This is a genomic window from Streptomyces sp. CAU 1734 (assembly GCF_039888735.1).
Taxonomy (GTDB): domain Bacteria; phylum Actinomycetota; class Actinomycetes; order Streptomycetales; family Streptomycetaceae; genus Streptomyces.
Genome location: NZ_JBDQQP010000001.1, coordinates 19921 through 45279, shown reverse-complemented (window position 1 = coordinate 45279; position 25359 = coordinate 19921). Strand labels below are relative to the sequence as shown.

The 25359-nt window shown below is 71.8% G+C and carries 22 protein-coding genes; 13 read left to right on the top strand and 9 right to left on the bottom strand.

Annotation, left to right across the window (positions count from 1 at the left end; genetic code table 11):
* Positions 1 to 138 precede the first annotated feature (138 nt).
* From dacB to folE, 6 genes are all read left to right on the top strand, one after another.
* Complete coding sequence (dacB, locus tag AAFN69_RS00190; RefSeq protein ID WP_347726138.1) at positions 139 to 1527, top strand: D-alanyl-D-alanine carboxypeptidase/D-alanyl-D-alanine-endopeptidase; 1389 nt, start codon at positions 139 to 141, stop codon at positions 1525 to 1527.
* A gap of 213 nt (positions 1528 to 1740) precedes the next feature.
* Positions 1741 to 2871 carry a zinc-dependent metalloprotease gene (locus AAFN69_RS00185; protein ID WP_347726137.1) on the top strand — a complete coding sequence of 377 codons (1131 nt, stop codon included), beginning with the start codon at positions 1741 to 1743 and terminating at the stop codon, positions 2869 to 2871.
* A 256-nt stretch (positions 2872 to 3127) separates the two neighbouring features.
* Entirely contained in the window at positions 3128 to 4285 is a 1158-nt protein-coding gene (tilS, locus tag AAFN69_RS00180; protein WP_347726136.1) for a tRNA lysidine(34) synthetase TilS, read from the top strand.
* 85 nt (positions 4286 to 4370) lie between these two features.
* Complete coding sequence (hpt, locus tag AAFN69_RS00175) at positions 4371 to 4910, top strand: hypoxanthine phosphoribosyltransferase (protein ID WP_347726745.1); 540 nt, start codon at positions 4371 to 4373, stop codon at positions 4908 to 4910.
* A gap of 263 nt (positions 4911 to 5173) precedes the next feature.
* Positions 5174 to 7213 carry an ATP-dependent zinc metalloprotease FtsH gene (gene ftsH, locus AAFN69_RS00170; RefSeq protein ID WP_347726135.1) on the top strand — a complete coding sequence of 680 codons (2040 nt, stop codon included), beginning with the start codon at positions 5174 to 5176 and terminating at the stop codon, positions 7211 to 7213.
* A gap of 124 nt (positions 7214 to 7337) precedes the next feature.
* Positions 7338 to 7943: a GTP cyclohydrolase I FolE gene (gene folE, locus AAFN69_RS00165; RefSeq protein WP_347726134.1), complete on the top strand. Its 606-nt coding sequence runs from the start codon at positions 7338 to 7340 to the stop codon at positions 7941 to 7943.
* Between the two features lie 1123 nt (positions 7944 to 9066).
* Here folE and AAFN69_RS00160 read toward each other — a convergent pair.
* From AAFN69_RS00160 to AAFN69_RS00135, 6 genes are all read right to left on the bottom strand, one after another.
* Complete coding sequence (locus AAFN69_RS00160; protein ID WP_347726133.1) at positions 9067 to 9555, bottom strand: DUF3180 domain-containing protein; 489 nt, start codon at positions 9553 to 9555, stop codon at positions 9067 to 9069.
* A gap of 47 nt (positions 9556 to 9602) precedes the next feature.
* Positions 9603 to 10190, bottom strand: coding sequence for a 2-amino-4-hydroxy-6-hydroxymethyldihydropteridine diphosphokinase (gene folK / locus AAFN69_RS00155; protein WP_347726132.1), 588 nt, complete (start codon positions 10188 to 10190; stop codon positions 9603 to 9605).
* Positions 10187 to 10546 carry a dihydroneopterin aldolase gene (folB, locus tag AAFN69_RS00150; protein WP_347726131.1) on the bottom strand — a complete coding sequence of 120 codons (360 nt, stop codon included), beginning with the start codon at positions 10544 to 10546 and terminating at the stop codon, positions 10187 to 10189. Before folB ends, folK begins: the two co-directional genes overlap by 4 nt.
* 186 nt (positions 10547 to 10732) lie before the next feature.
* Positions 10733 to 11197: a nuclear transport factor 2 family protein gene (locus AAFN69_RS00145; RefSeq protein ID WP_347726130.1), complete on the bottom strand. Its 465-nt coding sequence runs from the start codon at positions 11195 to 11197 to the stop codon at positions 10733 to 10735.
* The gene (folP, locus tag AAFN69_RS00140) at positions 11194 to 12033 is read right to left on the bottom strand and encodes a dihydropteroate synthase (RefSeq protein WP_347726129.1); all 840 of its coding nucleotides are present in this window, start codon (positions 12031 to 12033) and stop codon (positions 11194 to 11196) included. Before folP ends, AAFN69_RS00145 begins: the two co-directional genes overlap by 4 nt.
* A 9-nt stretch (positions 12034 to 12042) precedes the next feature.
* On the bottom strand, positions 12043 to 13947 hold the full coding sequence (locus tag AAFN69_RS00135) for a phosphatidylglycerol lysyltransferase domain-containing protein (RefSeq protein ID WP_347726128.1): 1905 nt from the start codon (positions 13945 to 13947) through the stop codon (positions 12043 to 12045).
* A gap of 145 nt (positions 13948 to 14092) precedes the next feature.
* On the opposite strand from AAFN69_RS00135, the gene AAFN69_RS00130 reads away from it, so the two are divergent.
* Positions 14093 to 15202 (top strand): alpha/beta hydrolase-fold protein, encoded by a 1110-nt coding sequence (locus AAFN69_RS00130; RefSeq protein ID WP_347726127.1) that lies wholly within the window; start codon positions 14093 to 14095, stop codon positions 15200 to 15202.
* A 53-nt stretch (positions 15203 to 15255) separates the two neighbouring features.
* Here AAFN69_RS00130 and AAFN69_RS00125 read toward each other — a convergent pair whose 3' ends face one another.
* Positions 15256 to 16410, bottom strand: a complete 1155-nt coding sequence (locus tag AAFN69_RS00125) for a betaine/proline/choline family ABC transporter ATP-binding protein (RefSeq protein WP_347726126.1) — start codon at positions 16408 to 16410, stop codon at positions 15256 to 15258.
* 128 nt (positions 16411 to 16538) lie between these two features.
* On the opposite strand from AAFN69_RS00125, the gene AAFN69_RS00120 reads away from it, so the two are divergent.
* From AAFN69_RS00120 to AAFN69_RS00105, 4 genes are all read left to right on the top strand, one after another.
* On the top strand, positions 16539 to 17324 hold the full coding sequence (locus AAFN69_RS00120) for an ABC transporter permease (RefSeq protein ID WP_347726125.1): 786 nt from the start codon (positions 16539 to 16541) through the stop codon (positions 17322 to 17324).
* Entirely contained in the window at positions 17325 to 18059 is a 735-nt protein-coding gene (locus AAFN69_RS00115) for an ABC transporter permease (protein WP_347726124.1), read from the top strand. It abuts the gene before it with no gap.
* 42 nt (positions 18060 to 18101) lie between these two features.
* A complete protein-coding gene (locus AAFN69_RS00110) occupies positions 18102 to 19070 on the top strand; it encodes an ABC transporter substrate-binding protein (RefSeq protein ID WP_347726123.1) in 969 nt (322 codons plus the stop codon).
* Positions 19071 to 19219: 149 nt separating this feature from the next.
* Positions 19220 to 20449, top strand: a complete 1230-nt coding sequence (locus AAFN69_RS00105; protein WP_347726122.1) for a hypothetical protein — start codon at positions 19220 to 19222, stop codon at positions 20447 to 20449.
* An 87-nt stretch (positions 20450 to 20536) separates the two neighbouring features.
* Here AAFN69_RS00105 and AAFN69_RS00100 read toward each other — a convergent pair whose 3' ends face one another.
* Positions 20537 to 21679 carry an NADH-quinone oxidoreductase subunit D gene (locus AAFN69_RS00100; RefSeq protein WP_347726121.1) on the bottom strand — a complete coding sequence of 381 codons (1143 nt, stop codon included), beginning with the start codon at positions 21677 to 21679 and terminating at the stop codon, positions 20537 to 20539.
* A gap of 60 nt (positions 21680 to 21739) precedes the next feature.
* Positions 21740 to 22699: an SAM-dependent methyltransferase gene (locus tag AAFN69_RS00095; RefSeq protein ID WP_347726744.1), complete on the bottom strand. Its 960-nt coding sequence runs from the start codon at positions 22697 to 22699 to the stop codon at positions 21740 to 21742.
* A gap of 108 nt (positions 22700 to 22807) precedes the next feature.
* Here AAFN69_RS00095 and AAFN69_RS00090 point away from each other — a divergent pair, with 108 nt between their 5' ends.
* Both AAFN69_RS00090 and AAFN69_RS00085 read left to right on the top strand, forming a co-directional pair.
* Positions 22808 to 24010 (top strand): sensor histidine kinase, encoded by a 1203-nt coding sequence (locus AAFN69_RS00090; protein ID WP_347726120.1) that lies wholly within the window; start codon positions 22808 to 22810, stop codon positions 24008 to 24010.
* A 46-nt stretch (positions 24011 to 24056) separates the two neighbouring features.
* Positions 24057 to 24764, top strand: a complete 708-nt coding sequence (locus AAFN69_RS00085; protein WP_347726119.1) for a response regulator transcription factor — start codon at positions 24057 to 24059, stop codon at positions 24762 to 24764.
* Positions 24765 to 25359 lie beyond the last annotated feature (595 nt).

The window sequence follows — 25359 nt, the reverse complement described above, 5'->3', positions numbered from 1 at the left end:
GGGAAACCCCGGCCCCCGGTCGGGGGTCGCCTGTGGCGACCGGGTGGTGACCGGGGTGCCGTGCTCACGGCAAGACGCAGTTCTGGTGATTAAGTGTCCCTCACGCAGGTGTGTGATCGCGAAAGGGGCTGGTTCGAAGTGCCGGCGATCAGAACGTGGCAGCTCGCGACAGGTGCGGCCACAGTCGGTCTGGCGCTCGCCGCCGGCGCGGTGGCCGCGGCCGGCCCCTGGGAATCCGGACAGCGCCTGGCCGAACGGGAATGGGCCGCCGCACAGCGCCCGGAAGGCACCGACCAGCGCGTTCCCGGACGGAAGCGGCCCGCGCCGGCGCCCAGCGCGCCCGCCGTACTGGCCGGACTCGGCGCCGCCCCGGCCACCGCCCCGGCCGACGCCAAACCCGCCGGACCCGGCGCCGGACTGGCGAAGCTGATCAAGGACCCCGGGCTCGGCCCGCTCCGTACCGCCTCCGTGGTGGAGGTGGCGACCGGCCGCACGCTCTACGCGCGGGAGGCCGGGAAGGCGATGCCGCCCGCCTCCACCATCAAGATCGCCACAGCCGTCGCGGCGCTCACCGCGCTCGGTCCCGACCACCGCATCCCCACCACCGTGGTCGCGGCCGGCCGCCGGATCACCCTGGTGGGCGGCGGTGACGCGAGCCTGGACCGGGCCGCCCTGCGGGCCCTGGCCGACCGCACCGCCCGCGCCCTCAGAGCCAGGGGCGCCGACTCCGTACGCCTCGCCTACGACACCTCGCTGCACCGGGGCAATCCGCTCCACCCCATCGGCATGAACGGGAACCTGGCACCGGTCGTCGCCCTGATGGTCGACGAGGGCCGCGAGGACCCCGACTCCACCGGCTACGGAGCGCGCAGTGACGATCCGGCGGGGGACGCGGCCCGCCTCTTCGCCAAGCTGCTCGGGGAGCGCGGGGTGCAGATCACCGCCTCCCCCGCGCCCGGCCGCCCGGCGCCCGGCTCCCGCCCGCTCGCGGTGGTCCGCTCGGCGCCGCTCTCCGCGCTGGTGGAGCGGATGCTGACCGACAGCGACAACGACCTGGCCGAGGCGCTGGCCCGGCAGACCGCCCGGGCGAGCGGCGAGGAGATGAGCTTCGCCGGGGCGGGACGGGCGGTGCGCGAACAACTGGCACGGCTGAAAATGCCCCTGGCGGGCAGCCGGTTCGCCGACGGCAGCGGACTGAACCGCAAGGACCGGGTCTCGGCCGGCCTGCTCACCGCGCTGCTCACCCGGGCGGCCTCCCCGGACCATCCCGGACTCCGGCCGGTCCTGACCGGACTGCCCGTCGCCGGCTTCAGCGGAACGCTCCGGGACCGATACCCGGGCAGCTCGCCCGGCGCCGGCCTGGTCCGTGCCAAGACCGGCACCCTGACCGGCGTGAACTCGCTCTCGGGCACCGTGGTCGCCTCCGATGGCCGATTGCTGGCCTTCGCCTTCCTGGCGGGCGACACGCCCTCCCGGGACGCCGCGCAGTCCGCGCTGGACCGGCTGGCCGCCTCCCTCGTCTCGTGACGCCTCCGCCCGTCCGGTGACACGCCTCCCGGCTCCTCCGGCGAACCGCCCCCGGAATCCTCACGGCGCCCCGGACCGACACCTCGGCGCCCCCTGGACCAACACCCCCGGAACCAGCGCCGCCGGACCCCTCCCGGGACGCCGCCGGAACCAGGGAAATGTCCGGGACGCAACACCTCACCACCCCCGCGGCCCACCACGTACGGTTGACGCATGACGAGCATCGGTGGTGTCGAGATGGTCGACTGGAACCTCGCGGTGGCGACCGCGACCCGCTTTGTGCGGCCAGGGCCCGAGGTGAGCAAGGACGAGGCACGCGCCGTCGTCGCCGAGCTGAGGCGGCACGCCAGAGCCTCCGAGGAACACGTGCGCGGGTTCACCCGGATGATCCCGGAGAGCCATCAGCCCGAGGACACCCCCATCCTCGTCGTGGACCGGGCGGGCTGGGTCAGGGCCAATGTCGCCGGCTTCCGCGAGCTGCTGAAGCCCCTCCTGGAGAAGATGCAGGAACGCCGCCCCGGCGGCCCCACCGGCGCCGTGCTCGGCGCGGTCGGCGGCAAGGTCACCGGCGTCGAGCTGGGCATGCTGCTGTCGTTCCTGGCCTCCCGGGTGCTCGGACAGTACGAGACCTTCGCCCCCGCCACCCGCGAACTGCCCGCGGGGGCCAACGGCGGCGGACGGCTGCTGCTGGTCGCCCCCAACATCGTGCACGTGGAGCGCGAGCTGGAGGTCGACCCGCACGACTTCCGGCTCTGGGTCTGCCTCCACGAGGAGACCCACCGCACCCAGTTCACCGGCGTGCCCTGGCTCCGGGACCACCTGGAAGGCGAGATCCAGTCATTCCTCGGGCAGACCGATGTCGACCCGATGACCATCCTGGAACGCCTCCGCGAGGCCGCGCAGTCCCTCGCCGGCGCCCGCCCCGAGGGCGAGGAGAACGACAGCGGGAAATCCATCGTCGAGCTGGTCCAGACCCCGGCACAGCGCGAGATCCTCGGTCGGCTCACCGCCGTCATGTCCCTTCTGGAGGGGCACGCGGATTACGTGATGGACGGCATCGGCCCCGATGTGGTGCCCTCGGTCGCCGAGATCCGGGAGAAGTTCCAGCAGCGCCGGGCCCGCGGCGCGAGCCGGCTCGACCTGGCACTGCGCAAGCTCCTCGGCCTCGACGCCAAACTGCGCCAGTACCGGGACGGCGAGCGTTTCGTCCGGGCCGTCGTGGACGAGGTCGGCATGGACGGCTTCAACCGCGTCTGGACCTCGCCCAACACCCTCCCGACCAAGGCGGAGATCGCCAAACCCGCCGACTGGGTGGCGCGGGTGCACCGCAAGGCGGATTCCTGAACACAGGGTGAGCATGCGCCGGCCGCACGCCCGCCGCGCGCCCTCCAAGGGCGGGGAGACGCCCCTTGGAGGGCACAGCATCACCCATCCGAGGGACCCTGGGGCGCAGGCAAGGCGTGCGATGCTCGGAGAACGACTCGGTTCTGTCACCATCGACGCACTCTGAGTGACTGAGCTCCCGTCGCTCTGGTCGCTTCAGCCGGCTTCACCGAGTTCACCCGAGGCACCCCCAACCTCTCCACGAAGGGCACCGGACATGGGTCCCCATCCTGCGGTCGCAGCGATACGCCTGGCGGTCCGCCGCGTACTCCACGACGTACTGAACGAGCACACCCGACACGGCACACCGCGCACCGATCGCACCGACCGGGGCACCAGGCAGGGCCATCCGGCCACCCCCTCCTGCCCCGGCGCCTCCTCCGCCGCCCCCCATGGCGGATCCTCCCCCGGCGGCTCCCCGCTCAGCCCGCCCCCGCCCGGCCCCCTCCCGGGCGCCGGCCCCGACCCCCTGGTGCTGGTGGCCTGCTCCGGCGGTGCCGACTCCATGGCCCTCGCCTCCGCCCTCGCCTTCGAGGCGCGCAAGCTCTCCCTGCGGGCCGGTGCCATCACCGTCGACCACGGCCTCCAAGAGGGCTCCGACCTCCGCGCCGCCGAGGTCGCGGCCCGGCTCACCCTGATGGGTCTCGACCCCGTCGAGGCCATCGCCGTACGCGTCGGACGCGACGGCGGGCCCGAGGCCGCCGCCCGTGACGCCCGCTACGCGGCGCTCGACGCCGCGGCCGAGCGCCACGGAGCCACCGCGATCCTTCTCGGCCACACCCGCGACGACCAAGCGGAAACCGTCCTGCTGGGGCTCGCCCGCGGCTCCGGGATCCGCTCCCTCTCCGGCATGGCGGCCGTCTCCGGCGCCCATGGCCGCTACCGCCGCCCCTTCCTCCAGCTCGACCGGCAGACCGCCCGCAAGGCGTGCATGGCCCAGTCGCTGCCCGTTTGGGACGACCCCCACAACGCCGATCCCGCCTTCACCCGCTCCCGGCTGCGCCACGAGGGCCTGCCCGCCCTGGAGAAGGCGCTGGGCAAGGGCGTCGTCGAAGCCCTCGCCCGTACCGCCCAGCTCTCCCGTGACGACGCCGACGCCCTCGACACCTGGGCCGCCGACGCCGAGAGCTCCGTACGCGACGAGAGCGGGGAGCTGGAGTGCGCCAAGCTGTACGCGCTGCCGCCCGCCGTGCGCCGCCGGGTGCTCCGCCGGGCCGTGATCGATGCCGGGGCTCCCGCCGGGTCCCTCTTCGCCCGCCATGTCGAGGAAGTCGACCGGCTGATCACCGGCTGGCGGGGCCAGGGAGCCATCAATCTGCCCGGCCGCGTCGAGGCGCGGCGGCAGAGTGGCAGACTTGTCATCCGGCAAGGCTGACGCAGCCGCGGCGCGAGCACGGCGGCTGAGGTCGCCTCCGGACACCCCGGCGACAAAGGAAAGCGACCGCGTGAACGAGAAGGACATGGGCACCGACCTCCAGTCGGTGCTCATCACCAAGGAAGAGATCGACGCGAAGCTGGCCGAGCTGGCCGCGAAGATCGACGCGGAGTACGCGGGCAAGGATCTGCTCCTCGTCGGTGTCCTCAAGGGCGCGGTGATGGTGATGGCGGACCTGGCCCGCGCGCTCTCCTCCGCCGTCACCATGGACTGGATGGCGGTGTCGTCCTACGGCGCGGGCACCCAGTCCTCCGGCGTCGTGCGGATCCTCAAGGACCTGGACACCGACATCAAGGGCAAGCACGTCCTGATCGTCGAGGACATCATCGACTCCGGACTGACCCTGTCGTGGCTGCTGTCGAACCTCGGCTCCCGCGAGCCCGCCTCCATCGAGGTGTGCACCCTGCTGCGCAAGCCGGAGGCCGCGAAGGTCGCGATCGATGTGAAGTGGATCGGCTTCGACATCCCCAACGAGTTCGTCGTCGGCTACGGGCTGGACTACGCGGAGAAGTACCGCAACCTGCCCTTCGTCGGCACCCTGGCGCCGCACGTCTACGGCGGCTGACCCGGCCGGCGGCGCACCCGCGGTGCGCCGCCGCCCCGTTGCCCGGAAGCCGCGCGGCGTGCCGCTCGGCACACCGGGGGCACCGGAGCGGCGGGGACGGGAACCAAGACCCCTCTCCCGCCGTTGGAGCATGGGAGGACGGGTTTGTCAGCCGTACCGTGCGGTCACGGTGGCGATGCTGGGGTACCGTCCGAAGAACAGTCTTTTCTCACAGCAGCATTTACCTACGGGCAGGAGGGACGGGGCGAATTCGCTCCGTATGGATGGACGTGAAGCGATACTTCCGTGGGCCGGTCATGTGGATCGTGCTGGCCGTCCTCGCCGTGGTCGTGTTGATGCAGGTCGTCGGCTCGTCGGGCGGCTACAAGTCAGTGGACACCGGTCAGGTCGTCCAGGCGATCGACAAAAACCAGGTCGACCAGGTCAAGCTGACCACCGGCGACGAACAGATCATCAAGGTTGATCTGAAAGACGGCGTCAAGGTCAAGGGCAGCAACAAGATCCAGGCGAGCTACATCGGCACCCAGGGTTCCGACCTCGCCGAGAAGCTCCAGGCCAAGTACGATGCCGGCGACATCGAGAAGGGTTACACCGTCTCGCCGTCGAAGCAGAGCCCGTTCATCTCGGTCCTGCTCTCGCTGCTCCCCTTCGTGCTGATCGTCCTGGTCTTCCTCTTCCTGATGAACCAGATGCAGGGCGGCGGCTCCCGAGTCATGAACTTCGGGAAGTCCAAGGCCAAGCTGATCACCAAGGACACCCCCAAGACGACCTTCGCCGATGTGGCGGGATCCGACGAGGCCGTCGAGGAACTCCACGAGATCAAGGAGTTCCTCCAGGAGCCGGCCAAGTTCCAGGCCGTCGGCGCCAAGATCCCGAAGGGCGTGCTGCTCTACGGCCCGCCCGGCACCGGCAAGACCCTCCTCGCGCGCGCCGTCGCCGGCGAGGCGGGCGTCCCGTTCTACTCGATCTCCGGTTCCGACTTCGTCGAGATGTTCGTCGGTGTCGGCGCCTCCCGGGTGCGCGACCTCTTCGAGCAGGCCAAGGCGAACGCCCCGGCGATCGTCTTCGTCGACGAGATCGACGCCGTCGGCCGGCACCGGGGCGCGGGCCTCGGCGGCGGTCACGACGAGCGCGAGCAGACCCTCAACCAGCTCCTGGTCGAGATGGACGGCTTCGACGTCAAGGGCGGCGTCATCCTGATCGCCGCCACCAACCGGCCCGACATCCTCGACCCGGCACTGCTCCGCCCGGGACGGTTCGACCGGCAGATCGCCGTCGACCGGCCCGACATGCAGGGCCGGCTGGAGATCCTCAAGGTCCACCAGAAGGGCAAGCCGGTCGCCCCGGACGTCGACCTCGGCGCCGTCGCCCGGCGGACGCCCGGCTTCACCGGCGCCGACCTGTCCAATGTGCTCAACGAAGCCGCGCTCCTCACCGCGCGCGGCGACAAGAAGCTCATCGACAACGGCGCGCTGGACGAGGCGATCGACCGGGTGGTCGCGGGCCCGCAGAAGCGGACCCGGATCATGTCGGACAAGGAGAAGAAGATCACCGCGTACCACGAGGGCGGACACGCCCTGGTCGCGGCGGCCTCACCCAACTCCGACCCGGTCCACAAGATCACCATCCTCTCCCGCGGCCGGGCCCTGGGTTACACCATGGTCCTCCCGGACGAGGACAAGTACTCGACCACCCGCAATGAGATGCTCGACCAGCTCGCCTACATGCTGGGCGGGCGCGCCGCCGAGGAACTGGTCTTCCACGACCCGACCACCGGCGCCGCGAACGACATCGAGAAGGCCACGGCCACCGCTCGCGCGATGGTCACGCAGTACGGCATGACCGAGCGTCTGGGCGCGATCAAGTTCGGCGGCGACAACACCGAGCCGTTCCTGGGCCGCGAGATGGCCCATCAGCGGGACTACTCGGAGGAAGTCGCCGCACTGGTCGACGAAGAGGTCAAGAAGCTCATCGAGACCGCCCACAACGAGGCGTGGGAGATCCTGGTCGAGAACCGCGACGTCCTCGACCAGCTCGTTCTCCAGCTCCTGGAGAAGGAGACGCTGGGCAAGGAGCAGATCGCGGAGATCTTCGCCCCGATCGTCCGCCGCCCGGCCCGCCCCGCGTGGACCGGCTCCTCGCGCCGCACCCCGTCGACCCGTCCCCCGGTGCTCTCGCCGAAGGAACTGGCCCTGACGAACGGCGCCACGGCCACCACGGGCGCCACCGGATCCAACGGCTCCACCCCGGCGGAGGCGGCCCCGGCCGCGGAAGCCGTCCCGGAGGAGCGCCCGGAGAGCTGATCCCGGCCGTCCGGGTGCGATCCACCCCGGCCCCGGAATGAATGCGGCGTCCCCCCAGGTTCTAGCCTGGGGGGACGCGGCATTTGCATGGGCGTGGGCCCTGAGCACGAGGAACGAGGCACAGATGACCGACCCGGTGACGCTGGACGGCGAGGGCAAGATCGGCGACTTCGACGAGAAGCGGGCCGAGAACGCCGTGCGGGAACTCCTCATCGCGGTGGGCGAGGACCCCGACCGCGAGGGCCTGCGCGAGACCCCGGCCCGGGTGGCCCGCGCCTACAAGGAGATATTCGGCGGGCTGCGGCAGCGCCCGGAGGACGTCCTCACCACGACATTCGACATCGGCCACGACGAGATGGTCCTCGTGAAGGACATCGAGGTCACCTCCTGCTGCGAACACCACCTCGTCCCCTTCCGCGGAGTCGCCCACGTCGGCTACATCCCGGCCGTCACAGGCAAGATCACCGGCCTCTCGAAGCTCGCCCGCCTGGTCGACGTCTTCGCCCGCCGCCCCCAGGTCCAGGAGCGCCTCACCACGCAGATCGCGGACTCGCTGATGGAGATCCTCGAACCGCGCGGGGTGATCGTGGTGATCGAGTGCGAGCACATGTGCATGTCGATGCGGGGGATCCGGAAGCCCGGCGCGAAGACGATCACCTCTGCGGTGAGGGGGCAGCTCAGGGATCCCGCGACGCGCGCGGAGGCGATGAGTTTGATCATGGCCCGCTGACTCTGCTCGGGCGGGGTTTGGTGACCCTGGCGCGGGGTGGGCGCCGCCTCAATCGCCGGCGGGGCTCCTGTTGGTGCGGGTTGCCCGTATCCCCGGGCTGGGTGCTTGTGTGTGCGGGTTGGGTGCCGCTCCGGTTCGGCACTGGGGCTGCATGATTTACGGCGCGCGCACCCGGTCTTGTTCTGTGCACTCTCCTTTGCGCCACAAATCACGCTTGATGCCCCAGTACCGCTCCTGCGCGTCCCCCCTTCCGCGAGTAAGCCCAGTGCGTGATCACAGTGGTCTGCCCGTCCGCGCGTTCCGAGACGGTTTCACAAGGCCGGGAACCCGGGTCCGGAAGGTCGTCCGGGGGTGGGTGGGTGAGGGGCGTCAGAGTGGGCGGGTGCTTCTGGGCGGGCGCTCCCGCACCAGAACAAGCATGGCTGCGACCGGGGGCCGCTTATCGGGCGACGCCCGTGGAGGGGGTGTGCAGGGTCGTCCCCGGAAGAGCCGGCGGCAATACCCGGGTACGCGATACAAGCGGGCCGGTTTCCGCCGGCTCTGAGGAGTCGAGCCCGGAGGACCCCCGGGCCGAACCAATGCGAAGGTGTCCCGCCCCGTACCCGCGCCCCGGACACGACCGGGCTGGACAAGACCCCGAGGCACCGCAAGGCGCCGAAGGTGCCTGAAAGCCCGCACCCCGGACAACCCGAACAACACAAGCCACGACGCGCACAAGAAGAGCCCCACACCCCGGGACCCCGAACAACACGGGCGAGGACGCGACACCGCCCACGCACCGACCCGCACCCGCGAACGAGGGCGAGCAAAATCCAGCCTCGCCAGCGATTGAGGCGCCGGGTCCGGGGCGGAGCCCCGGAAAGACACCCGCACCACGGGCGAGGGCGCACCACACCCCGCCCCGCCGGAGGCACCCGCGCCGGGCCCGGGGCGGAGCCCCGGAAAGGGACCCGCACCACGGGCGAGGGCGCACCACACCCCGCCCCGCCGGAGGCAGCCGCGCCGGGTCCGGGGCGGAGCCCCGGGAAGGGGCCCGCGCCCCGGGCAGGGGCGCACAAGACTCGGCCCCCGCCGGAGGCAGCCGCGCCGGGTCCGGGGCGGAGCACCCGCAGCCGCCCAGGGCCTAGGCGCGAGCCGCTCCCGCGCCCCCCGCCGCGTCGCCGTCTTCGGGCAGCTTGCAGACCCGCTCGAGGAAGAGCGCCGCGGCGATCACCGCGACCCCCGCCAGGACGGAGAAGCCCGCGAAGATCGCCTGGTCCCGGCGGGCCGGGATGTCCAGCGAGCCGAGCAGGAATACCCCGACGCCCCCGTACATCCCGCTCACCAGCGCGGCGACCAGCGCACTCGCCTGGCCGAAGACCAGCGCGCGGGCCGCCATCAGCGGCTCCACGCCCTTCGCGCCGGGGCGGCGCTCCCGCTGGGCCTTGAGCCGGGAGCGCAGCGACACCGCCGTCGCCAGCAGCACCGCGGCGATGGCGGCGAGGACGATCGGCGCGGCCAGCGGCACGCTCGGCAGGCTCCCGAAGGAGTCCCACAGCCGCGCGCCCGCCCAGGACAGCAGGCCGGCCCCGGCGAAGAGGCCGGCCAGTACGCCGAGCCGTAGTTGCTTCACGGAGAGAGCCGCCCTTCGGTCACAGTGCCCACGCTTGAGGTTAACGACTACTCCGGCAGACGGAGTTCCAGGTCGGCACGGGCGAGTACGCCGTCACGGCCGACCTCGGCCAGCAGCGCGGCGACCGGCCCGCGGCCCGGGAGCTCGGCCTCGGGGTCGATGTCTGACCAGGGCGCGAGGACGAAGCCGCGCTCATGGGCCCGGGGGTGGGGGAGGGTGAGGACCGGGTCGCCGGAGACGACGTCCGCGTACGCCACGATGTCGACGTCGAGGGTGCGCGGGCCCCAGCGCTCGTCCCGTACCCGCTCGAACGCCTCTTCGATGGCGTGTCCCCGCTCCAGCAGGGACTCGGGCGGCAGGGTCGTCTTGATCAGGACGACCGCGTTGAAGTACGACGGCTGGGAGCCGGGCTCGACGCCCCACGGCGCCGTCTCGTAGACCGGGGAGACGGCCTTGACCCGGACACCGGGAGTGTCCTCCAGGGCGTCGATGGCCCCCTGGAGGGTCTCCAGGCGGTTGCCCAGGTTGGAGCCGAGGGAGATCACGGCCCGGCGCGGGTTGGAGAGGGTGACATCCGCCGCGTCGACCTGCTCGACCACGGACGCGGGCACGGGCTGCACGGTGGGGTCGCTCATACTCGGCTCCGGGTGATCGTGACGGTCACATCGTCGAAGGGCACGGTGATCGGCGCGTCGGGCTTGTGCACGACCACCTCGACCTCCTGGACACCGTCGTGTTTGAGGCATGTCCCGGCGATCCGCTCGGCGAGGGTCTCGATGAGATCGACCGGCTCGCCCTCGACGACGGCCACGACCTCCTCGGCCACGATGCCGTAGTGCACGGTCTTCGCCAGGTCGTCGTCGGCCGCCGCCGGGCGGGTGTCCAGGCCGAGCGTCAGGTCCACGATGAAGGTCTGGCCCTCCTCGCGCTCCCGGGGGAAGACGCCATGGTGCCCGCGGGCCTTGAGGCCGCGCAGCGCGACACGATCCACGCGAATCACTCCTGCTGTTGTAGTTCTTGCGGGTATACGGCCGTCTGCCGCGGCTCGTGTCCCGGCCCCGAATCTACCTGCGGGCACGGACACCACCCGCGCGCGGGGCCGCGCGGGCGCGGTGAGCGGCGTGTATCGGCCTCTGCCCGGGGACAGGGCACTCACACCAAGACGGCCGGGCGGTCATCAGGACGAGGGAGAGGGCCCGCTCTCGCCGTCGCCGTCATCGTCGTCGGCGGACTCGGTCAGCACCGGGGAGCCGTGGTGCGACCAGAGCTTCCAGCCGTCCGCGGTGCGCCGGAACACATTGGTGGCGACCACCAGCTGCCCGACGAGCGGCCCGAGCTCGCCGGCCTCCTCGGCGGGCCCGCCGCTGAGGATGTTCTCCGTACAGGTCACCAGCGCGGTGTCGCCCGCGAGATTCACCTTCACATCGGTGAGGAAGAACTGGATGTACTCCGTGTTCGCCATGATCACGGCGTAGGAGCGGAGCACCTCGCCGCGCCCGGAGAGCACCGGCCAGCCGGGGTGGACGCAGGAGATCTCGTCGTCCAGCCAGAGGCCGGAGAGTGTCTCGAAGTCGCCGCGCTCCACCGTCTCGTAGAAGGTGGTGTTGGCTTCCTCGACCAGTTCGATATCGGTACGGCTCACCGGGCGGCCCCGACCGCGCGGGCGACCCGGACCGCGTCCGCGGTGGCCCGTACCTCGTGGACCCGGACGGCCCAGGCGCCCTCGTGCGCGGCGATCGCGGACACGGCGGCGGTGGCGGCGTCCCGCTCACGGGCCCGGGGCGGAGTGCCGTCCTTGGCGAGGACATGCCCGAGGAACCGCTTGCGGGAGGCGGCGACGAGCAGCGGGCGGCCGAGCGCCCGCAGGTCGCTCAGATGGGCGACGAGCGCCAGATCGTGCGCGGCCTCCTTGGCGAAGCCGAGCCCCGGGTCGATGACGATGCGCTCGGGCGGTACGCCGCCGTCCACCACGGCCTCCATCCGGGCGCGCAGCTCGGTGACGACCTCGGTGACGACATCCGCGTACACCGCCCGGCTGTTCATGTCGTGGCTGAAGCCGCGCCAGTGCATCACGACGAAGGGGACCCCGGCGGAGGCCACGGCGGCGACCATGCCGGGGTCGGCGAGCCCGCCGCTGACGTCATTGACGAGTACGGCCCCGGCGGCGACGGCCCGGTCGGCCACCCGGGCGCGCATGGTGTCGACCGAGACGGCGACCCCCTCGGCGGCGAGGCCGCGCACCACGGGGACGACCCGGCGCAGCTCCTCCTCCTCGTCCACCCGGCTGGCGCCGGGTCTGGTGGACTCACCGCCGACATCGATGAGGTCGGCGCCGTCGGCGACGAGGTCGAGGCCGCGTTTGACCGCGACGGTGGTGTCGAACCAGCGCCCGCCGTCGGAGAAGGAATCGGGCGTCACATTGACGACCCCCATCACCCCGCAGCGATCCCACTCGGGCAACCCGCTCAGCGTACTCATACGCCCAGCCTAGGCCCGGGCCCGGACACCCGTGGTTCCCGGCCCGCCCCGCCCGATGTGATCGGGGGCGGGCTCCTGCCGGGGCGGCCGGATGTGGGCGCAGGGCCGGGCCGGGCGCGGGGTCCGGCGGCTCGCCGGGAGGCGGGGGAGGGCCAGGTTCACAAAGCCCTCCGCGCGCATCGCGGCGAGGCCGATGCGCGGCAGATCGCCGCTCTGCCGGAAGACGATGAAACGGGGCTCCCAGCGCGGCTGGAATTTTGCGTTGAATTTGTACAGCGATTCGATCTGGAACCAGCGGGAGAGGAAGACCAGCAGCCCGCGCCAGGCCCGCAGCACCGGCCCGGCGCCGATTTTCTCGCCGCGGGCGAGGGCGGCGCGGAACATCGCGAAGTTGAGCGAGACGCGCTCGACCTTCAGCCCGGGCGCGGCCCGGAGCGCGGCGACGATCAGGAGTTCGTTCATCCCGGGGTCGGCCGAGCGGTCGCGACGCATCAGTTCCAGGGACATTCCGTCACTGCCCCAGGGCACGAAGTGGATGATCGCCTTCAGATCGCCGTGGGGGGAGTCCCCGGCGGTGTCCGGATCGGTCCGGTGGGCGGTGGCGATCACCGCGTCGCCGTCCCGGGGGTCGCCGATCCGGCCGAGGGCCATCGAGAAGCCGCGTTCGGTGTCGGTGCCGCGCCAGTCGGCGGCGGCCCGGCGGATCAGCGCGAGCTCGTCGCCGGAGATGTCATGGGCGCGCCGCACCCGGGTGGTGTAGCCGTTGCGCTCGATCCGCTTCACCATCTGGCGCACATTCCGCATGGCCCGACCGCCGAGCGAGAAGCCGGCGACGTCGACCACCGCCTCATCGCCGAGCTCCAGGGCGTCCAGGCCGGTCTCCCGGGTCCAGACCTCGGCGCCGGTCTCCGAGCAGCCCATCACGGCGGGGGTCCAGGAGTGCGCCCTGGCCTCGTCCATGAAGCGCTCGATGGCGCCCGGCCACGCCTCCACATCGCCGATCGGGTCGCCTCCGGCGAGCATCACCCCGGAGACCACCCGGTAGCAGACGGCGGCCTTGCCGCTGGGGGAGAAGACCGCGGCCTTGTCGCGGCGGAGGGCGAAGTGCCCGAGTGAGTCGCGTCCGCCGTGCCGGGTGAGGAGATCGCGCAGCCGCCGTTCGTCGTCCTCGCTCAGCGAGGCGGTCGGGTGCTCCGGCCGGAAGGCGAGGAAGGCGGTGGTGACGGCGGTGAGCAGGCCGAGCGCGCCCAGCGAGTAGCCGACGGTCCAGGAGACGTCCCCGGTGTAGCGGATGGGGCCCTCCATGCCGACGAGCCCGTACAGCGTGTGCTGGAGCCGGTCCACCAGGCCGGGGCTGCCGGCCGTCTCGCCGGGGTGGGCGCTGACGATCACCAGCCCGAGGCCGAGCGAGCCCGCGCTCATCACCACGAGATTGGCCAGCGCCCGCCACCGGCCCCGCGGGTCCGGCAGGGCCGAGAACTCGCGCCGGTTGGCGAGCAGCAGCCAGAGGGCCGCGAGGGAGATGAGCGCGCCGACGACCGAGTGCCGGTGGACGAACTGCGCGACGGCTCCGGCGGGGAGCAGCAGTACGGCGGCCCGCCACGCGCGGCGCTTGTGGCGCTTGAGGCCGTGGGCGAGCAGGAGCAGCAGCACCCCGGCGCTCAGCGAGAGCGCGGCGGCGAACGGGCCGGTGGCGCCGGGGAGCACCTCGGCGAGGCTGTGCGCCCTGCTGTGCCGGAAGGCGGGGACGACACCGGCGGCGATGTCGATCAGGCCGATCAGGGTGCAGGCCGTGCCCGCGATGGCGGGCACGGCCTCGGGCCGGGGCCCGCGCAGAGCGCGCCGCAGCCGGGTGAGTCGGCGGTTCCATGTCGGAACCAATACTGATTTGTCCCCATCTAGCGTTACAGACATTGCTTCCCGTGGTTCCGCCGGAGGTCGTCCGCAGGGCCGGGAGTGGTCATCCGGCGCGGGACGTTTTGCTCCCTCTAGGACGAATCTCGCCGAAGCCGGGTTCATTCGTTCTCAGAGGATTCTCAGAAAGGGAGATCTTTTCGGTATGGGTCTGACCAGCGGCAAGGTTCTGGTGATCGCCGTCGCGGGCGCCGCGGCCCTCTTCGCGGCCACCGTCTGGCTCTGGCCCCGGCTCGCGGGCCGCGGCCCGCGAGCGGTGGCCGGCCGGATCGGGCTGCTGCTGGCGACCCAGTTGGCGGTGTTCGCCGCCGTGGGCCTGGTGGCCAACAACGCCTATCTGTTCTTCGGCTCCTGGTCGGATCTTCTCGGGCGGGAGCAGAAGCTGGGCACGGTGGTTGACCACACACCCGGAGCGGAACGCATACGAGTGGTCGGAACCGAGCCCCTCGACGTGCCCGGCCCCGGGTGGCCCGAGCGGGCGGGCCGTATCGACAAGACCGTGGTCACAGGGGAGAAGTCGGGGCTCCGCAGCCCGGCGTACATCTATCTGCCGCCCGAGTACTTCCAGCCGCAGTACCGGAAGCGGAACTTCCCCGCGGCGGTGGTGCTGACCGGATATCCGGGGACCGCCGAGAATCTGATCAAGGCGCTGGACTACCCGGCCACCGCACTCGAACAGGCCAGGGCCGGCCGGATGCAGCCCATGATCCTGGTCATGCTGCGCTCCACACCCGCCCCGCCCAGGGACACCGAGTGTGTCGACATACCGGACGGCCCGCAGGCCGAGACCTTCTTCGCGGTGGATCTGCCGGACGCCGTCTCCCGGAGCTACCGGGTCGGCACGGAGGCCCGGAACTGGGGCATCATCGGCAATTCCACCGGCGGCCACTGCGCGCTGAAGATCGCTCTCCACCACCCGGGGCGGTATGCGGCCGGAGCGGGGCTCTCCGCGTACTACCGGGCCGCCGAGGACATCTCCACCGGGGATCTCTTCCACGGCGACCAAGCGCTCAGGGAACGCGCCGATCTGCTGCTGAGCCTCGACCGGCTGCCGCCCCGCGCGTCGTCGTTCCTGGTCACCAGCTCACGCGAGGGCGAGCCCAATCTCCGGGACACCCTGCGCTTCATCGGCAAGGTGCGCCCGCCGGCCAGGGTCTCGTCCATCCTGCTGGACAGCGGCGGGCACAACTTCAACACCTGGCGCCGGGAGATCCCGCCCGCGCTGGTGTGGCTGAGCGGCCGTCTCGGCGCCTGAGAGGGATGCCGGTACCGGGGCGGGAACGGGAGCCGCGGTACGGGGCAGGGGTTCTACGCCTCCCCCGCCGTGGCGATGGACTCCAGCGCCACGGCCGTACGCGGGACGTCCCGCACATCCGCGTCGATGGAGCGCCGCAGCGCCTCGTGCAGCCGCGCCGGGGTGAGGACGCCCAGGAAGCGCCCGCTCCCCTCCCCGTCGGTGACCGCGATCCAGCCGGCGTCGTGCTGGAGCATCGTGGCGAACGCCTGCTTCAGCGAGGCGCCCAGCGGCAGCCGGGCGTCCATCCGGCGGGCGTGCTCCCGTACGGTGCCCTCTCCCCCGGCCCGCGCGGCGGAGAGCCAGCCGTGCAGATCGCCGTGCTCGTCCAGGACCACCGCCCACCGCGCCGACAGCTCCCGGGGCAGCGGATCGTCCAGCCGGATCACGGGCGGCTGCTCCAGATCGCTCTCCTCGATCGGGGTGACGGAGAGCCGCTTCAGCCCCCGGTCCGCGCCCACGAAGTCGGCGACATAGGGGGTCGCGGGGGTGCCCAGCACCGCCGCCGGGGCGTCGAACTGCTCGATCCGGCCGTCTCCGTACACCGCGATGCGGTCGCCGAGGCGCACGGCCTCCTCGATGTCGTGGGTGACGAAGAGGATGGTCTTGCGGACCTGGGACTGGAGCTTGAGGAATTCGTTCTGGAGGTGCTCGCGGACCACCGGGTCGACCGCGCCGAAGGGCTCGTCCATCAGCAGTACGGGGGGATCGGCGGCGAGCGCCCGGGCCACCCCGACGCGCTGGCGCTGGCCGCCGGAGAGCTGTTCGGGATAGCGGTCGCCGTACACCGACGGGTCGAGCCCGACCAGATCCAGCAGCTCGGCGGCGCGCTCCCGCGCCCGGCCGCGCTTCCAGCCCAGCAGATGGGGGACGGTGGCGGTGTTCTCCAGGACGGTCTTGTGCGGAAAGAGGCCGACCTGCTGGATCACATAGCCGATACGGCGGCGCAGTTTCACCGGGTCGATCGCGGATATGTCGTCACCGTCGAGAAATATCCGGCCGCTGCTCGGCTCGATCAGCCGGTTGACCATTTTCATCGTGGTGGTCTTGCCGCAGCCGGACGGACCCACGAGGGTGACCAGTTCACCCTCGGCCACCTCGAAGGAGAGGTCGTCGACGGCCGTCGTCCCGTCCGGATATCGCTTGCTGACCTGCTCGAAACGGATCATGGGTCCCCATTGTGACGAGTGTCGTGTGAAGGGCGTGTTGCCGGCGTGTGGCGGTCGTCGGTGATTGTCAGTGGCCAAGGTTAAGGTCATCAGACATACGTTCGGCATGGGTGGGGAGGAGGGGAAGCATGAGTACGGGGGCGGCGGCGCGGAGCTGTCTGGCGGCCAATGACTGGATCTGCGGCGAGTATCTGCGCACACGGAGCGAGGAGTTGACCGAGGCCACGATCGAGCATGTCTGGATCACCGTGATATCGGTTCTGATCGGGCTCGCCGTGGCATTCCCGCTGGCCCTTCTCGCCCGTGCGAAACCGGCTTTCGCCGGACCGGTGCTGGGGCTGACGACCCTCCTCTACACCATTCCCTCACTGGCCATGTTCTCGCTGCTGCTGCCGGTGTTCGGTCTGTCGGCGGCACTGGTCGTCACCGGCCTGGTGCTCTATTCCCTCACCATTCTGGTGCGGAACATCCTGGCCGGGCTGGAGGCCGTGCCCGCCGAGGCGCGCGAGGCCGCGCGCGGGATGGGATACGGCCCGGCCAGGCTGCTCCGGGAAGTGGAAATACCGCTCGCGCTGCCCGCGCTGATGGCGGGTCTGCGGATGGCCACCGTCTCCACGATCGCGCTGACCACCGTCGGCGCCCTCGTGGGCAAGGGCGGGCTCGGCAATCTCATCGACGACGGGGTGCAGACCACCTTCAAGGCGCAGGTGCTGACCGCGTCGGTGCTCTGTGTGCTGCTGGCGGTGGTGGCGGATCTGCTGCTGCTCGGCGTGCAGCGGCTGCTGACACCCTGGACCCGCATACGCGGCGGACCGGCGGGGACCGTCACGGACGCGCCGGCGGGCGGGCGGCCCGGGCGGCCCGGGCGCTCCGGAGCGCCCTCCGCGCCCGCCCCGGCCGAGGGGGCGGTCTGAGTGGGTGTGATGGCGGACGCCTGGACCTGGCTGACCACGGGGGCGAACTGGTCGGGGGAGAGCGGTGCCTGGAACAGACTGATGGAGCATGTGTACGTCAGCGGGGTGTCGCTGGTGCTCGCATGCGCCATCGCGCTGCCGGTCGCGCTCTGGCTCGGACATCTGGGCAAGGGGGGTGCGCTCGCGGTCAACATCTCCAACGCGGGCCGGGCGATACCCGTCTTCGCGGTCCTCGGGCTCTTCATGCTCACTCCGCTGCGGAGCGCCGGATACACCCCCACCGTCATCGCCCTCGTGCTCTTCGCGGTACCGCCGCTGCTGACCAACGCCTATGTCGGGATGCGCGAGGTGGACCGGGCGGTGGTGGAGGCCGCGCGCGGGATGGGGATGTCGGGCCCGCAGGTCTTCCGCCGGGTCGAGCTTCCGCTGGCGTATCCGCTGCTGATGACCGGGCTGCGGTCGGCGGCGGTGCAGATCGTGGCCACCGCCACCATCGCCTCGATGGTCGGCCAGGGCGGTCTCGGCCGCATCATCACGGCCGGCTTCAACACCTACAACACCGCGCAGGTGGTGGCCGGGGCGCTTCTCGCGGCGGCGCTGGCGCTGCTGGTGGAGGGCGTACTGGTGGCCGTGCACCGGCTGGTCGACCCCCTCCGCGCGGCGTCCTCCCCCGCCCGCTCGCCCGCCGGCGCCGGGCAGCACCACCGAGTACCGCTGAGCACTGAGCAGCACTGAGCACCACCGTGAACCTGTTGGGACCCTGGACGGAGAACCTTGATGCGCATCACCTCTCGGATCGCGGGAGCAGCACTGGCCGCGGCGGCCCTGACGGGGTCTCTCGCGGCCTGCGGCGGCGGTGACAGCCTGGAGAAGTCGAAGGGCGGCGGAAGCGGCGGCTCCGGGGACAAGGGCTCGCTCGTCATCGGCTCCGCGTCCTTCACCGAGGCCAAGGTGCTCTCCGAGCTGTACGCACAGATCCTGGCCGATGCCGGTTACAAGACCTCCATCACCACGGTCAAGAACCGCGAACTCTACGAACCCTCGCTGGAGAAGGGCGAGATCGACATCGTCCCGGAATATGCCGCGACGATTGCCGAATTCCTCAATGCGAAGGTGAACGGACCGAAGGCGCCGGAAGAGAAGCCGGTCGCGTCCGGCGATGTGAAGGCCACCGTCGCCGCACTCACTCAGCTCGCGGAACCGCGCGGACTGAAGGTGCTTCCGCCCGGCGGCGCGGTCGATCAGAACGCCTTCGTCGTGAGCGCGGAATTCGCGGAGAAGAACAAGCTGAAGACGCTTTCCGATCTCGGCGCCTCCAAGCTCAAGGTCCGGATCGCGGCGGGCGACGAGTGCGCGGTGCGGCCGTTCTGCGCGCCCGGGCTGAAGGAAACGTACGGCATTGACGTCACGGGCATCGACCCGAAGGGCGTGGGCACCCCGCAGTCGAAGCAGGCGGTGCGGGACGGCTCCGTGCAATTGGCACTCACCACGACCACCGACGCGGTGGTCGACGGTCTCGTCTTCCTGGAGGACGACAAGAAGCTCCAGAACGCGGACAACATCCTCCCCGTCGTCAATGCCAAGGACGCCGGAAGTCCGGCGATAGCCGCCGCTCTCGGCAAGCTCACCGCCGTGCTGACCACGGAGGATCTCGCGGAGTTGAACCGCAGGGTGGACGCCGAGCGGGCCAAGCCCGAGGACGCGGCCAAGGAGTATCTGGACTCCAAGGGGCTGGTGAAGAAGTAGGAATCGGCATCGGAAACCGCTCCCGGACCCCTTGACAGGCTCCGGGAGCGGTGAAAAAAGAAGGAGTTGTGGTTGGCCGGGCGTTCCCGGTTCCGAGTTTTTCCGGGCCGATATCCCCATCGGCTTCCGCACACGGTAAATTTCGGGCCATGCCACGTGGACGCCACCGCCATTCCCCTCCCCTGCACAGGCTGCTGCCGCCGATCGCGGTCGCCGGAGCGTCGGTGGTCTGCGCCGCCGGCGCGTGGCTGCTGACGGATCCCGTCGTACTGCGGACCCTGGTCGCCGCCGCCGCCGCGGCGGCCGTCACCGGCGCGGTCCTGATGCGCACTTGGGACCGCGCGGCGGGGCTGCGGGTCGCCGATCTGACCCGGGGCCGGGCCAGCGACGCATGGCAGACCGAGGAACGGACGGCCGAGCTGGAGGCACAGCTCGACGACGCCCGCGAGCTGCGGACCAAGGCCGAGGCCAAGCTCCGCACCAAGCGGGTCGAACTCGCCGCCCTCCGCGGTGAGCACGCCGATCTGCTGCGCCGTTACGCCACCGCCGAGACCGAGCGGGCCGGAGTCCTGGAGGACCGCCGCCGTCTCGTCGTGGAGACGGCCGCGACACCCGCGACGGCCGGCGCGTCCGACCCCGCCGGGCGGCCCGCCTCGGATTCCGCCGGGGCGCCCGGCTCCCCGGCCGGTCCCGCGCCGGCCGCTCCGAGGGCGCTGCCCCCGGCCGGGGCCGGCCTCACCGCCGCCGCCTTCCTGCGCGCGGCCAAGGCCCTGGACGATCTCGCGCGCACCGCCGCCGCCCAGCGGACACCGGCGGTCCCCGGGCAGTCCCGCGAGCGCACACCGGCCGTGGCGGCCGGAGAGGCGGATGAGTCGCGGGGGAAGCTCCCGGCGGGCGCCGGGGAGCACACCCGTCCGGCGGCCGCCGTCCCCGCCAGGCGTTCCCTTCCGTCCGCCGAGCGGCCCGCGATCGCGGCACCCGCCCCGGTCACGGGCCCCGACAAGGCCCCCGTCCCCACACCGGCCCCGGCCGCCATCGTTCCGTACGGCCCGGCCCGCCGGCCCGCCCAGTCCAAGCAGGAGGGCGGCTTCGACTTCTTCGGCACCCAGGCCCCCGGCACGGGCGGCGCGGGCGGTGTGGAGAAGGCCATAGAGGCGGCCCAGCAGGAGGATCTGGCCGATGTGGTCGGCGAGGAGGCCCTGGCCGAGCGGCGCCCCCAGGCTCCCGCGGCACCAGCGCCTCAGGCGGCACCCGCGGCACACACGGACCCCGCGCCGCCCGCCGCCCCCGGGGCCGTCGGTGATGTCATCGATCTGACCGCCCACGACGAGACGGAGAAGCTCGACCTGGGCGGACTGCGGAACGCGGTCGGCTCCTGAGCCCCGCCCCGTCCCGTACACACCGCGAGGGCCCGGCCGGAACACATCCGGCCGGGCCCGTCCCGTGTCCGGTCCGAAAAGGACCACCTACTTGTCGATGTCGCCCACGACGAAGAAGAGCGAGCCCAGGATCGACACCATGTCGGCCACCTGAGTGCCCGGCAGAAGCTCGGTGATCGCCTGGATGTTGTTGAACGAGGCCGAGCGGAGCTTCAGCCGGTACGGCGTCTTCTCGCCCTTGGAGACGAGGTAGTAGCCGTTGACCCCGAGCGGATTCTCCGTCCAGGCGTAGGTGTGGCCCTCCGGGGCCTTCAGCACCTTCGGCAGCCGCTGGTTGATCGGCCCGGGCGGCAGTTCCGCGATCCGGTCCAGACAGGCGTCCGCCAGCTCCAGCGCGTTGTGCGTCTGGTCCAGCAGCACCTCGAACCGGGACAGACAGTCGCCCTCCTGCCGGGTGACCACCTTCAGCGTGTTCTTCAGCTCCCCGTACGCCAGATACGGCTCGTCCCGGCGCAGATCGAAGTCGACCCCCGAGGCACGGGCGATCGGGCCGGTCACCCCGTACGCGTGCACCGCCTGCTGTGACAGCACACCCACGGAGCGGGTGCGGCCCCGGAAGATCTCATTGCCGAGCACCAGCCGGTCGTACACATCCATCCGCGACCGCACATCGGCGACCGCGGCCCGGACCCGCCCCGTCCAGCCGGCCGGCAGATCCTCCTTGAGGCCGCCGACGCGGTTGAACATGTAGTGCATCCGGCCGCCGGAGATCTCCTCCATGACGGCCTGGAGCTCCTCCCGCTCGCGGAAGGCGTGGAAGACCGGGGTGATACCGCCCAGCTCCAGCGGATAGGAGCCGAGGAACATCAGATGGTTGAGCACCCGGTTCAGCTCGGCGAGCAGGGTGCGGGTCCACACCGCGCGCTCCGGGACCTCCATGCCGAGCATCCGCTCGACCGCCATCACCACACCCAGCTCGTTGGAGAACGCCGACAGCCAGTCGTGCCGGTTGGCGAGCATGATGATCTGGCGGTAGTCGCGCGCCTCGAAGAGCTTCTCCGCACCCCGGTGCATATAGCCGATGACGGGTTCGGCGTGCTGGATGATCTCCCCGTCCAGGACCAGCCGCAGCCGGAGAACGCCGTGCGTGGAGGGGTGCTGAGGGCCGATGTTGAGCACCATGTCGGTGCTTTCCGCGGCGCCGCCGATGCCGAACGTGGTCTCCGTCATGGAGTCAGTATCCCCCGGCCGTCCGCCGCCGGGTCCCGGGGCCGCCCCTCCCCGGCCGGCTCATCCCGCCGGCGCCGCGACCGGCTGCCGCAGCCAGAGGAAGTCCCCCAGCCCGCCGCCGGCCAGCAGCTCCGCGGCCTCCCCGGCGGCGGAGAGCGCGCGGACATAGCCCGCCGGATCCGACGAGGCCAGCGCGAGCGGCGGGCGCCCCGCCGAGACGCCCAGGGCGCGCAGGGCCTCGCGCTGGGTGGTGATCGAGGCGCCGGGCAGCGCGCAGGCGTCGAGTGCCACATGGGCCGTGATGTCCGCGCTCCCGTCGGGCACCGGCGGCACCTCGCGGCCGGCCCGGAAGCCGGTCAGGGTGCCGAAGAGGGGCCGGCTCCCGGCGGTGTGGGCGTAGTCGGCGGCCACCGCGAGCCCGGACCGCAGACATCCGACCGCCGCCGCCCACGCCTCGTCGCGGGGCCGGCCGATCTCCGCGCGGGCCCCCGGTTCGGCCAGCGGCCACCAGCGCTCCAGCCACCGGGCGTCGGCGCCGGTCACCGGGGGGCCGAGCCGTTCGGTCCCGTCGCGGCGGACCAGCACCAGCCGGACCACCCCGTCCTCGTCCATCTCCGCCACGTCGACCGGCACATTGTCGAGCCACTCATTGGCGAAGAGCAGTCCGTGGACGCCGGAGGGGGGCTCGGACGTCCAGACGATCCGCGGGTCCAGCCCCGGGGGGCGGGCGGCGCGCTCGACCGCGTACGCCCGTACCGCGAAACCGGTCGGCAGCGCGGCGAGCACCCCGGTCAGCAGCTCCCCCCGGCCCGCCCCCATGTCGATGATCACCGGACCGTCCGCCGCGTCCGTTTCCTCCGCCGTGGTCAGCAGCAGCCGGGCGACAGCGGCGGCGAAGAGCGGCGATGCGTGTACTGATGTACGGAAATGTCCTGCCGGACCCTCGGGGCGCAGATAGAAGCCGCCCGGTCCGTAGAGCGCCGATTCCGCCGCTTCCCGCCAGCCGCGCCATTCACACATCTCGTCCGTCACGGTTCCCAGTCTCCACCTTGGGGAGTACGCCTCCGCCGCCCGGATCGCTCTGGCGGTTGACCCCTACACCTGTCGCCTTTCCCTACCCTGGGTTACGTGCAGCGCGTCTATGACTTCATCCGCAGACACCCCACGGGCGTCGACACCTTCTGGGGTGTCGTCCTCCTGGCGCTTTCCCTGCTCGGCGAGACCGCCGACGGGCAGCCCTCCACGGGGGGGAACGGCTGGATCGCGGTGCCGGTGACCCTCGCCATGGCGTCCGTCGTCGCGCTCCGCCGCCGGATGCCGGAGAAGATGCTGCTCCTGGCGGCCTTCACCGGTGTCGTCCAGCTCGTCTTCGACGTCGATGTGGTCCTCGCCAACTTCGCGATGCTGATCATCATCTACACCGTCGCCGGCCACGACACCTCGCGCTGGGCCCGCAGACTCGCCCTCGTCGGCGGACTGCTCGCGGGCCCGCTGGCTCAGCTGCGCTGGCCCGACGACGCGCTCACGACGGGCCAGAAGGTGGCCTTCACCTTCTTCCTGATCGTGCCGTTCGCGCTCGCCTGGGTGCTCGGTGACTCGATACGCACCCGGCGCGCGTACTTCCAGCAGCTGGAGGAACGCGCCACGCAGCTGGAGAAGGAGCGCGAGGCGCAGTCCAAGGTGGCGGTCGCCGCCGAGCGCGCCCGTATCGCCCGTGAGCTCCACGATGTGGTGGCCCACAATGTCTCCGTCATGGTGGTGCAGGCCGACGGCGCCGCCTATGTCCTCGACGCCGCCCCCGACCAGGCCAAACAGGCCCTGGAGACGATCTCCACCACCGGCCGCCAGGCGCTCGCCGAGATGCGGCGGCTGCTGGGGGTGCTGCGCACGGGGGATGACCAGGAGAGCGGCGAGTATGTGCCGCAGCCCGATGTGCAGCAGATCGAGGAGCTGGTCGAGCATGTGCGCACGGCCGGTCTCACCGTCGACTTCCGGATCGAGGGGACGTCCCGGCCGCTGCCGAGCGGGGTCGAGCTGACCGCCTACCGCATCGTCCAGGAGGCCCTCACCAACACCCGCAAGCACGGCGGCCCCGAGGCCGGCGCGAGCGTACGGCTGATCTACTTCGACGACGGCCTCGGGCTGCTGATCGAGGACGACGGGCGCGGTTCGGCGCACGAGCTGTACGAGGACGGCGGCGTCGACGGCAAGGGCCACGGCCTGATCGGCATGCGCGAGCGGGTCGGCATGGTCGGCGGCACCCTGGACGCCGGACCCCGGCCCGGCGGCGGCTTCCGGATCAGCGCGCTGCTGCCGCTGAAGCAGTCGTGATCACCGCCGGGGCGGCCGGGCCCGCCGGACTACGTACCCTGGCGTCATGACCGACGCCACCGCGGGCAGCCCCGCAAATCGCGTAAGAATCATGCTCGTCGACGATCAGGTGCTGCTGCGCACCGGCTTCCGGATGGTGCTCGCCGCACAGCCGGACATGGAGGTCGTCGCCGAGGCGGGCGACGGTGCGGAGGCCATCGACAAACTCCGGCACACCACCGTGGACGTCGTCCTGATGGATGTCCGGATGCCCCGCCTCGACGGTGTCGAGGCCACCCGGCGGATCTGCGCCGAGCCGAACGCCCCCAAGGTCCTCATCCTCACCACCTTCGACCTGGACGAGTACGCCTTCTCCGGGCTCAAGGCCGGGGCCAGCGGCTTCATGCTCAAGGACGTGCCCCCGGGTGAGCTGCTGGCCGCCATCCGCTCCGTCCACAGCGGCGACGCGGTGGTGGCGCCGTCGACCACCCGCCGGCTCCTGGACCGGTTCTCCCCCATGCTGCCCAGCGGCGCCTCCGAGCCCAGGAACAGCGCGGTGGACCGGCTCACCGAGCGGGAGCGCGAGGTCATGATGCTGGTCGCACAGGGCCTGTCGAATGGCGAGATCGCCGGCCGGCTCGTGCTCTCCGAGGCCACCGTCAAGACCCATGTCGGCCGGATCCTCACCAAGCTCGGCCTGCGCGACCGGGTCCAGGTCGTGGTGCTGGCCTACGAAACCGGCCTGGTCCGCGCGGGCGGCGGCCCCGCCCGCTGACCCCCTTCTCCGCGCCGCGTCCACCGCCAGGTGTCCGCGGGGTGCGGGTCCTTTCCCGGGGCTCCGCCCCGGACCCGGCGCGGCTGCCTCCGGCGGGGCGGGGTGTGGTGCGCCCTCGCCCGGGGTGCGGGTGTCTTTCCGGGGCTCCGCCCCGGGCCCGGCGCCTCAATCGCCGGCGGGGCTGAATTTGCTTGCTGTTGTTCGCGGGTGCGGGTTGGTGGGTGGGCGGTGTCGCGTCGTTGCTTGTGTTGTTCGGGTTGCCGGGGGTGCGGGCCTTCAGGCACCTTCGGCGCCTTGCGGTGCCTCGGGGTCTTGTTCCGTTTGCGCCCCTCCGGGGCGCGGGTACGGGGCGGGACACCTTGCCCTATGGCGGCCCGGGGGTCCTCCGGGCTCGACTCCTCAGAGCCGGCGGAAACCGGCCCCCTTGTTTTGCGTACCCGGGTATTGCCGTCGGCTCTTCCGGGGACGACCCTGCACACCCCCTCCACGAGCATCGCCCGATAAGCGGCGCCTCGTGCCCGGGCTCTCCGCAGGTGCGGGAGCGCCCGCCCAGAGGCACCCGCCCACTCTGACGCCCCTCACCCACTCACCCCCG

Excerpts from the sequence above, each read along its gene's own strand:
- AAFN69_RS00185 (WP_347726137.1), top strand. The coding sequence starts at position 1,741 with ATGACGAGCATCGGTGGTGTCGAGATGGTCGACTGGAACCTCGCGGTG.
- tilS (WP_347726136.1), top strand. The coding sequence starts at position 3,128 with ATGGGTCCCCATCCTGCGGTCGCAGCGATACGCCTGGCGGTCCGCCGC.
- hpt (WP_347726745.1), top strand. The coding sequence starts at position 4,371 with ATGGGCACCGACCTCCAGTCGGTGCTCATCACCAAGGAAGAGATCGAC.
- ftsH (WP_347726135.1), top strand. The coding sequence starts at position 5,174 with ATGGACGTGAAGCGATACTTCCGTGGGCCGGTCATGTGGATCGTGCTG.
- folE (WP_347726134.1), top strand. The coding sequence starts at position 7,338 with ATGACCGACCCGGTGACGCTGGACGGCGAGGGCAAGATCGGCGACTTC.
- folK (WP_347726132.1), bottom strand. The coding sequence starts at position 10,190 with ATGAGCGACCCCACCGTGCAGCCCGTGCCCGCGTCCGTGGTCGAGCAG.
- folP (WP_347726129.1), bottom strand. The coding sequence starts at position 12,033 with ATGAGTACGCTGAGCGGGTTGCCCGAGTGGGATCGCTGCGGGGTGATG.
- AAFN69_RS00135 (WP_347726128.1), bottom strand. The coding sequence starts at position 13,947 with ATGTCTGTAACGCTAGATGGGGACAAATCAGTATTGGTTCCGACATGG.
- AAFN69_RS00130 (WP_347726127.1), top strand. The coding sequence starts at position 14,093 with ATGGGTCTGACCAGCGGCAAGGTTCTGGTGATCGCCGTCGCGGGCGCC.
- AAFN69_RS00125 (WP_347726126.1), bottom strand. The coding sequence starts at position 16,410 with ATGATCCGTTTCGAGCAGGTCAGCAAGCGATATCCGGACGGGACGACG.
- AAFN69_RS00120 (WP_347726125.1), top strand. The coding sequence starts at position 16,539 with ATGAGTACGGGGGCGGCGGCGCGGAGCTGTCTGGCGGCCAATGACTGG.
- AAFN69_RS00110 (WP_347726123.1), top strand. The coding sequence starts at position 18,102 with ATGCGCATCACCTCTCGGATCGCGGGAGCAGCACTGGCCGCGGCGGCC.
- AAFN69_RS00105 (WP_347726122.1), top strand. The coding sequence starts at position 19,220 with ATGCCACGTGGACGCCACCGCCATTCCCCTCCCCTGCACAGGCTGCTG.
- AAFN69_RS00100 (WP_347726121.1), bottom strand. The coding sequence starts at position 21,679 with ATGACGGAGACCACGTTCGGCATCGGCGGCGCCGCGGAAAGCACCGAC.
- AAFN69_RS00095 (WP_347726744.1), bottom strand. The coding sequence starts at position 22,699 with ATGTGTGAATGGCGCGGCTGGCGGGAAGCGGCGGAATCGGCGCTCTAC.
- AAFN69_RS00085 (WP_347726119.1), top strand. The coding sequence starts at position 24,057 with ATGACCGACGCCACCGCGGGCAGCCCCGCAAATCGCGTAAGAATCATG.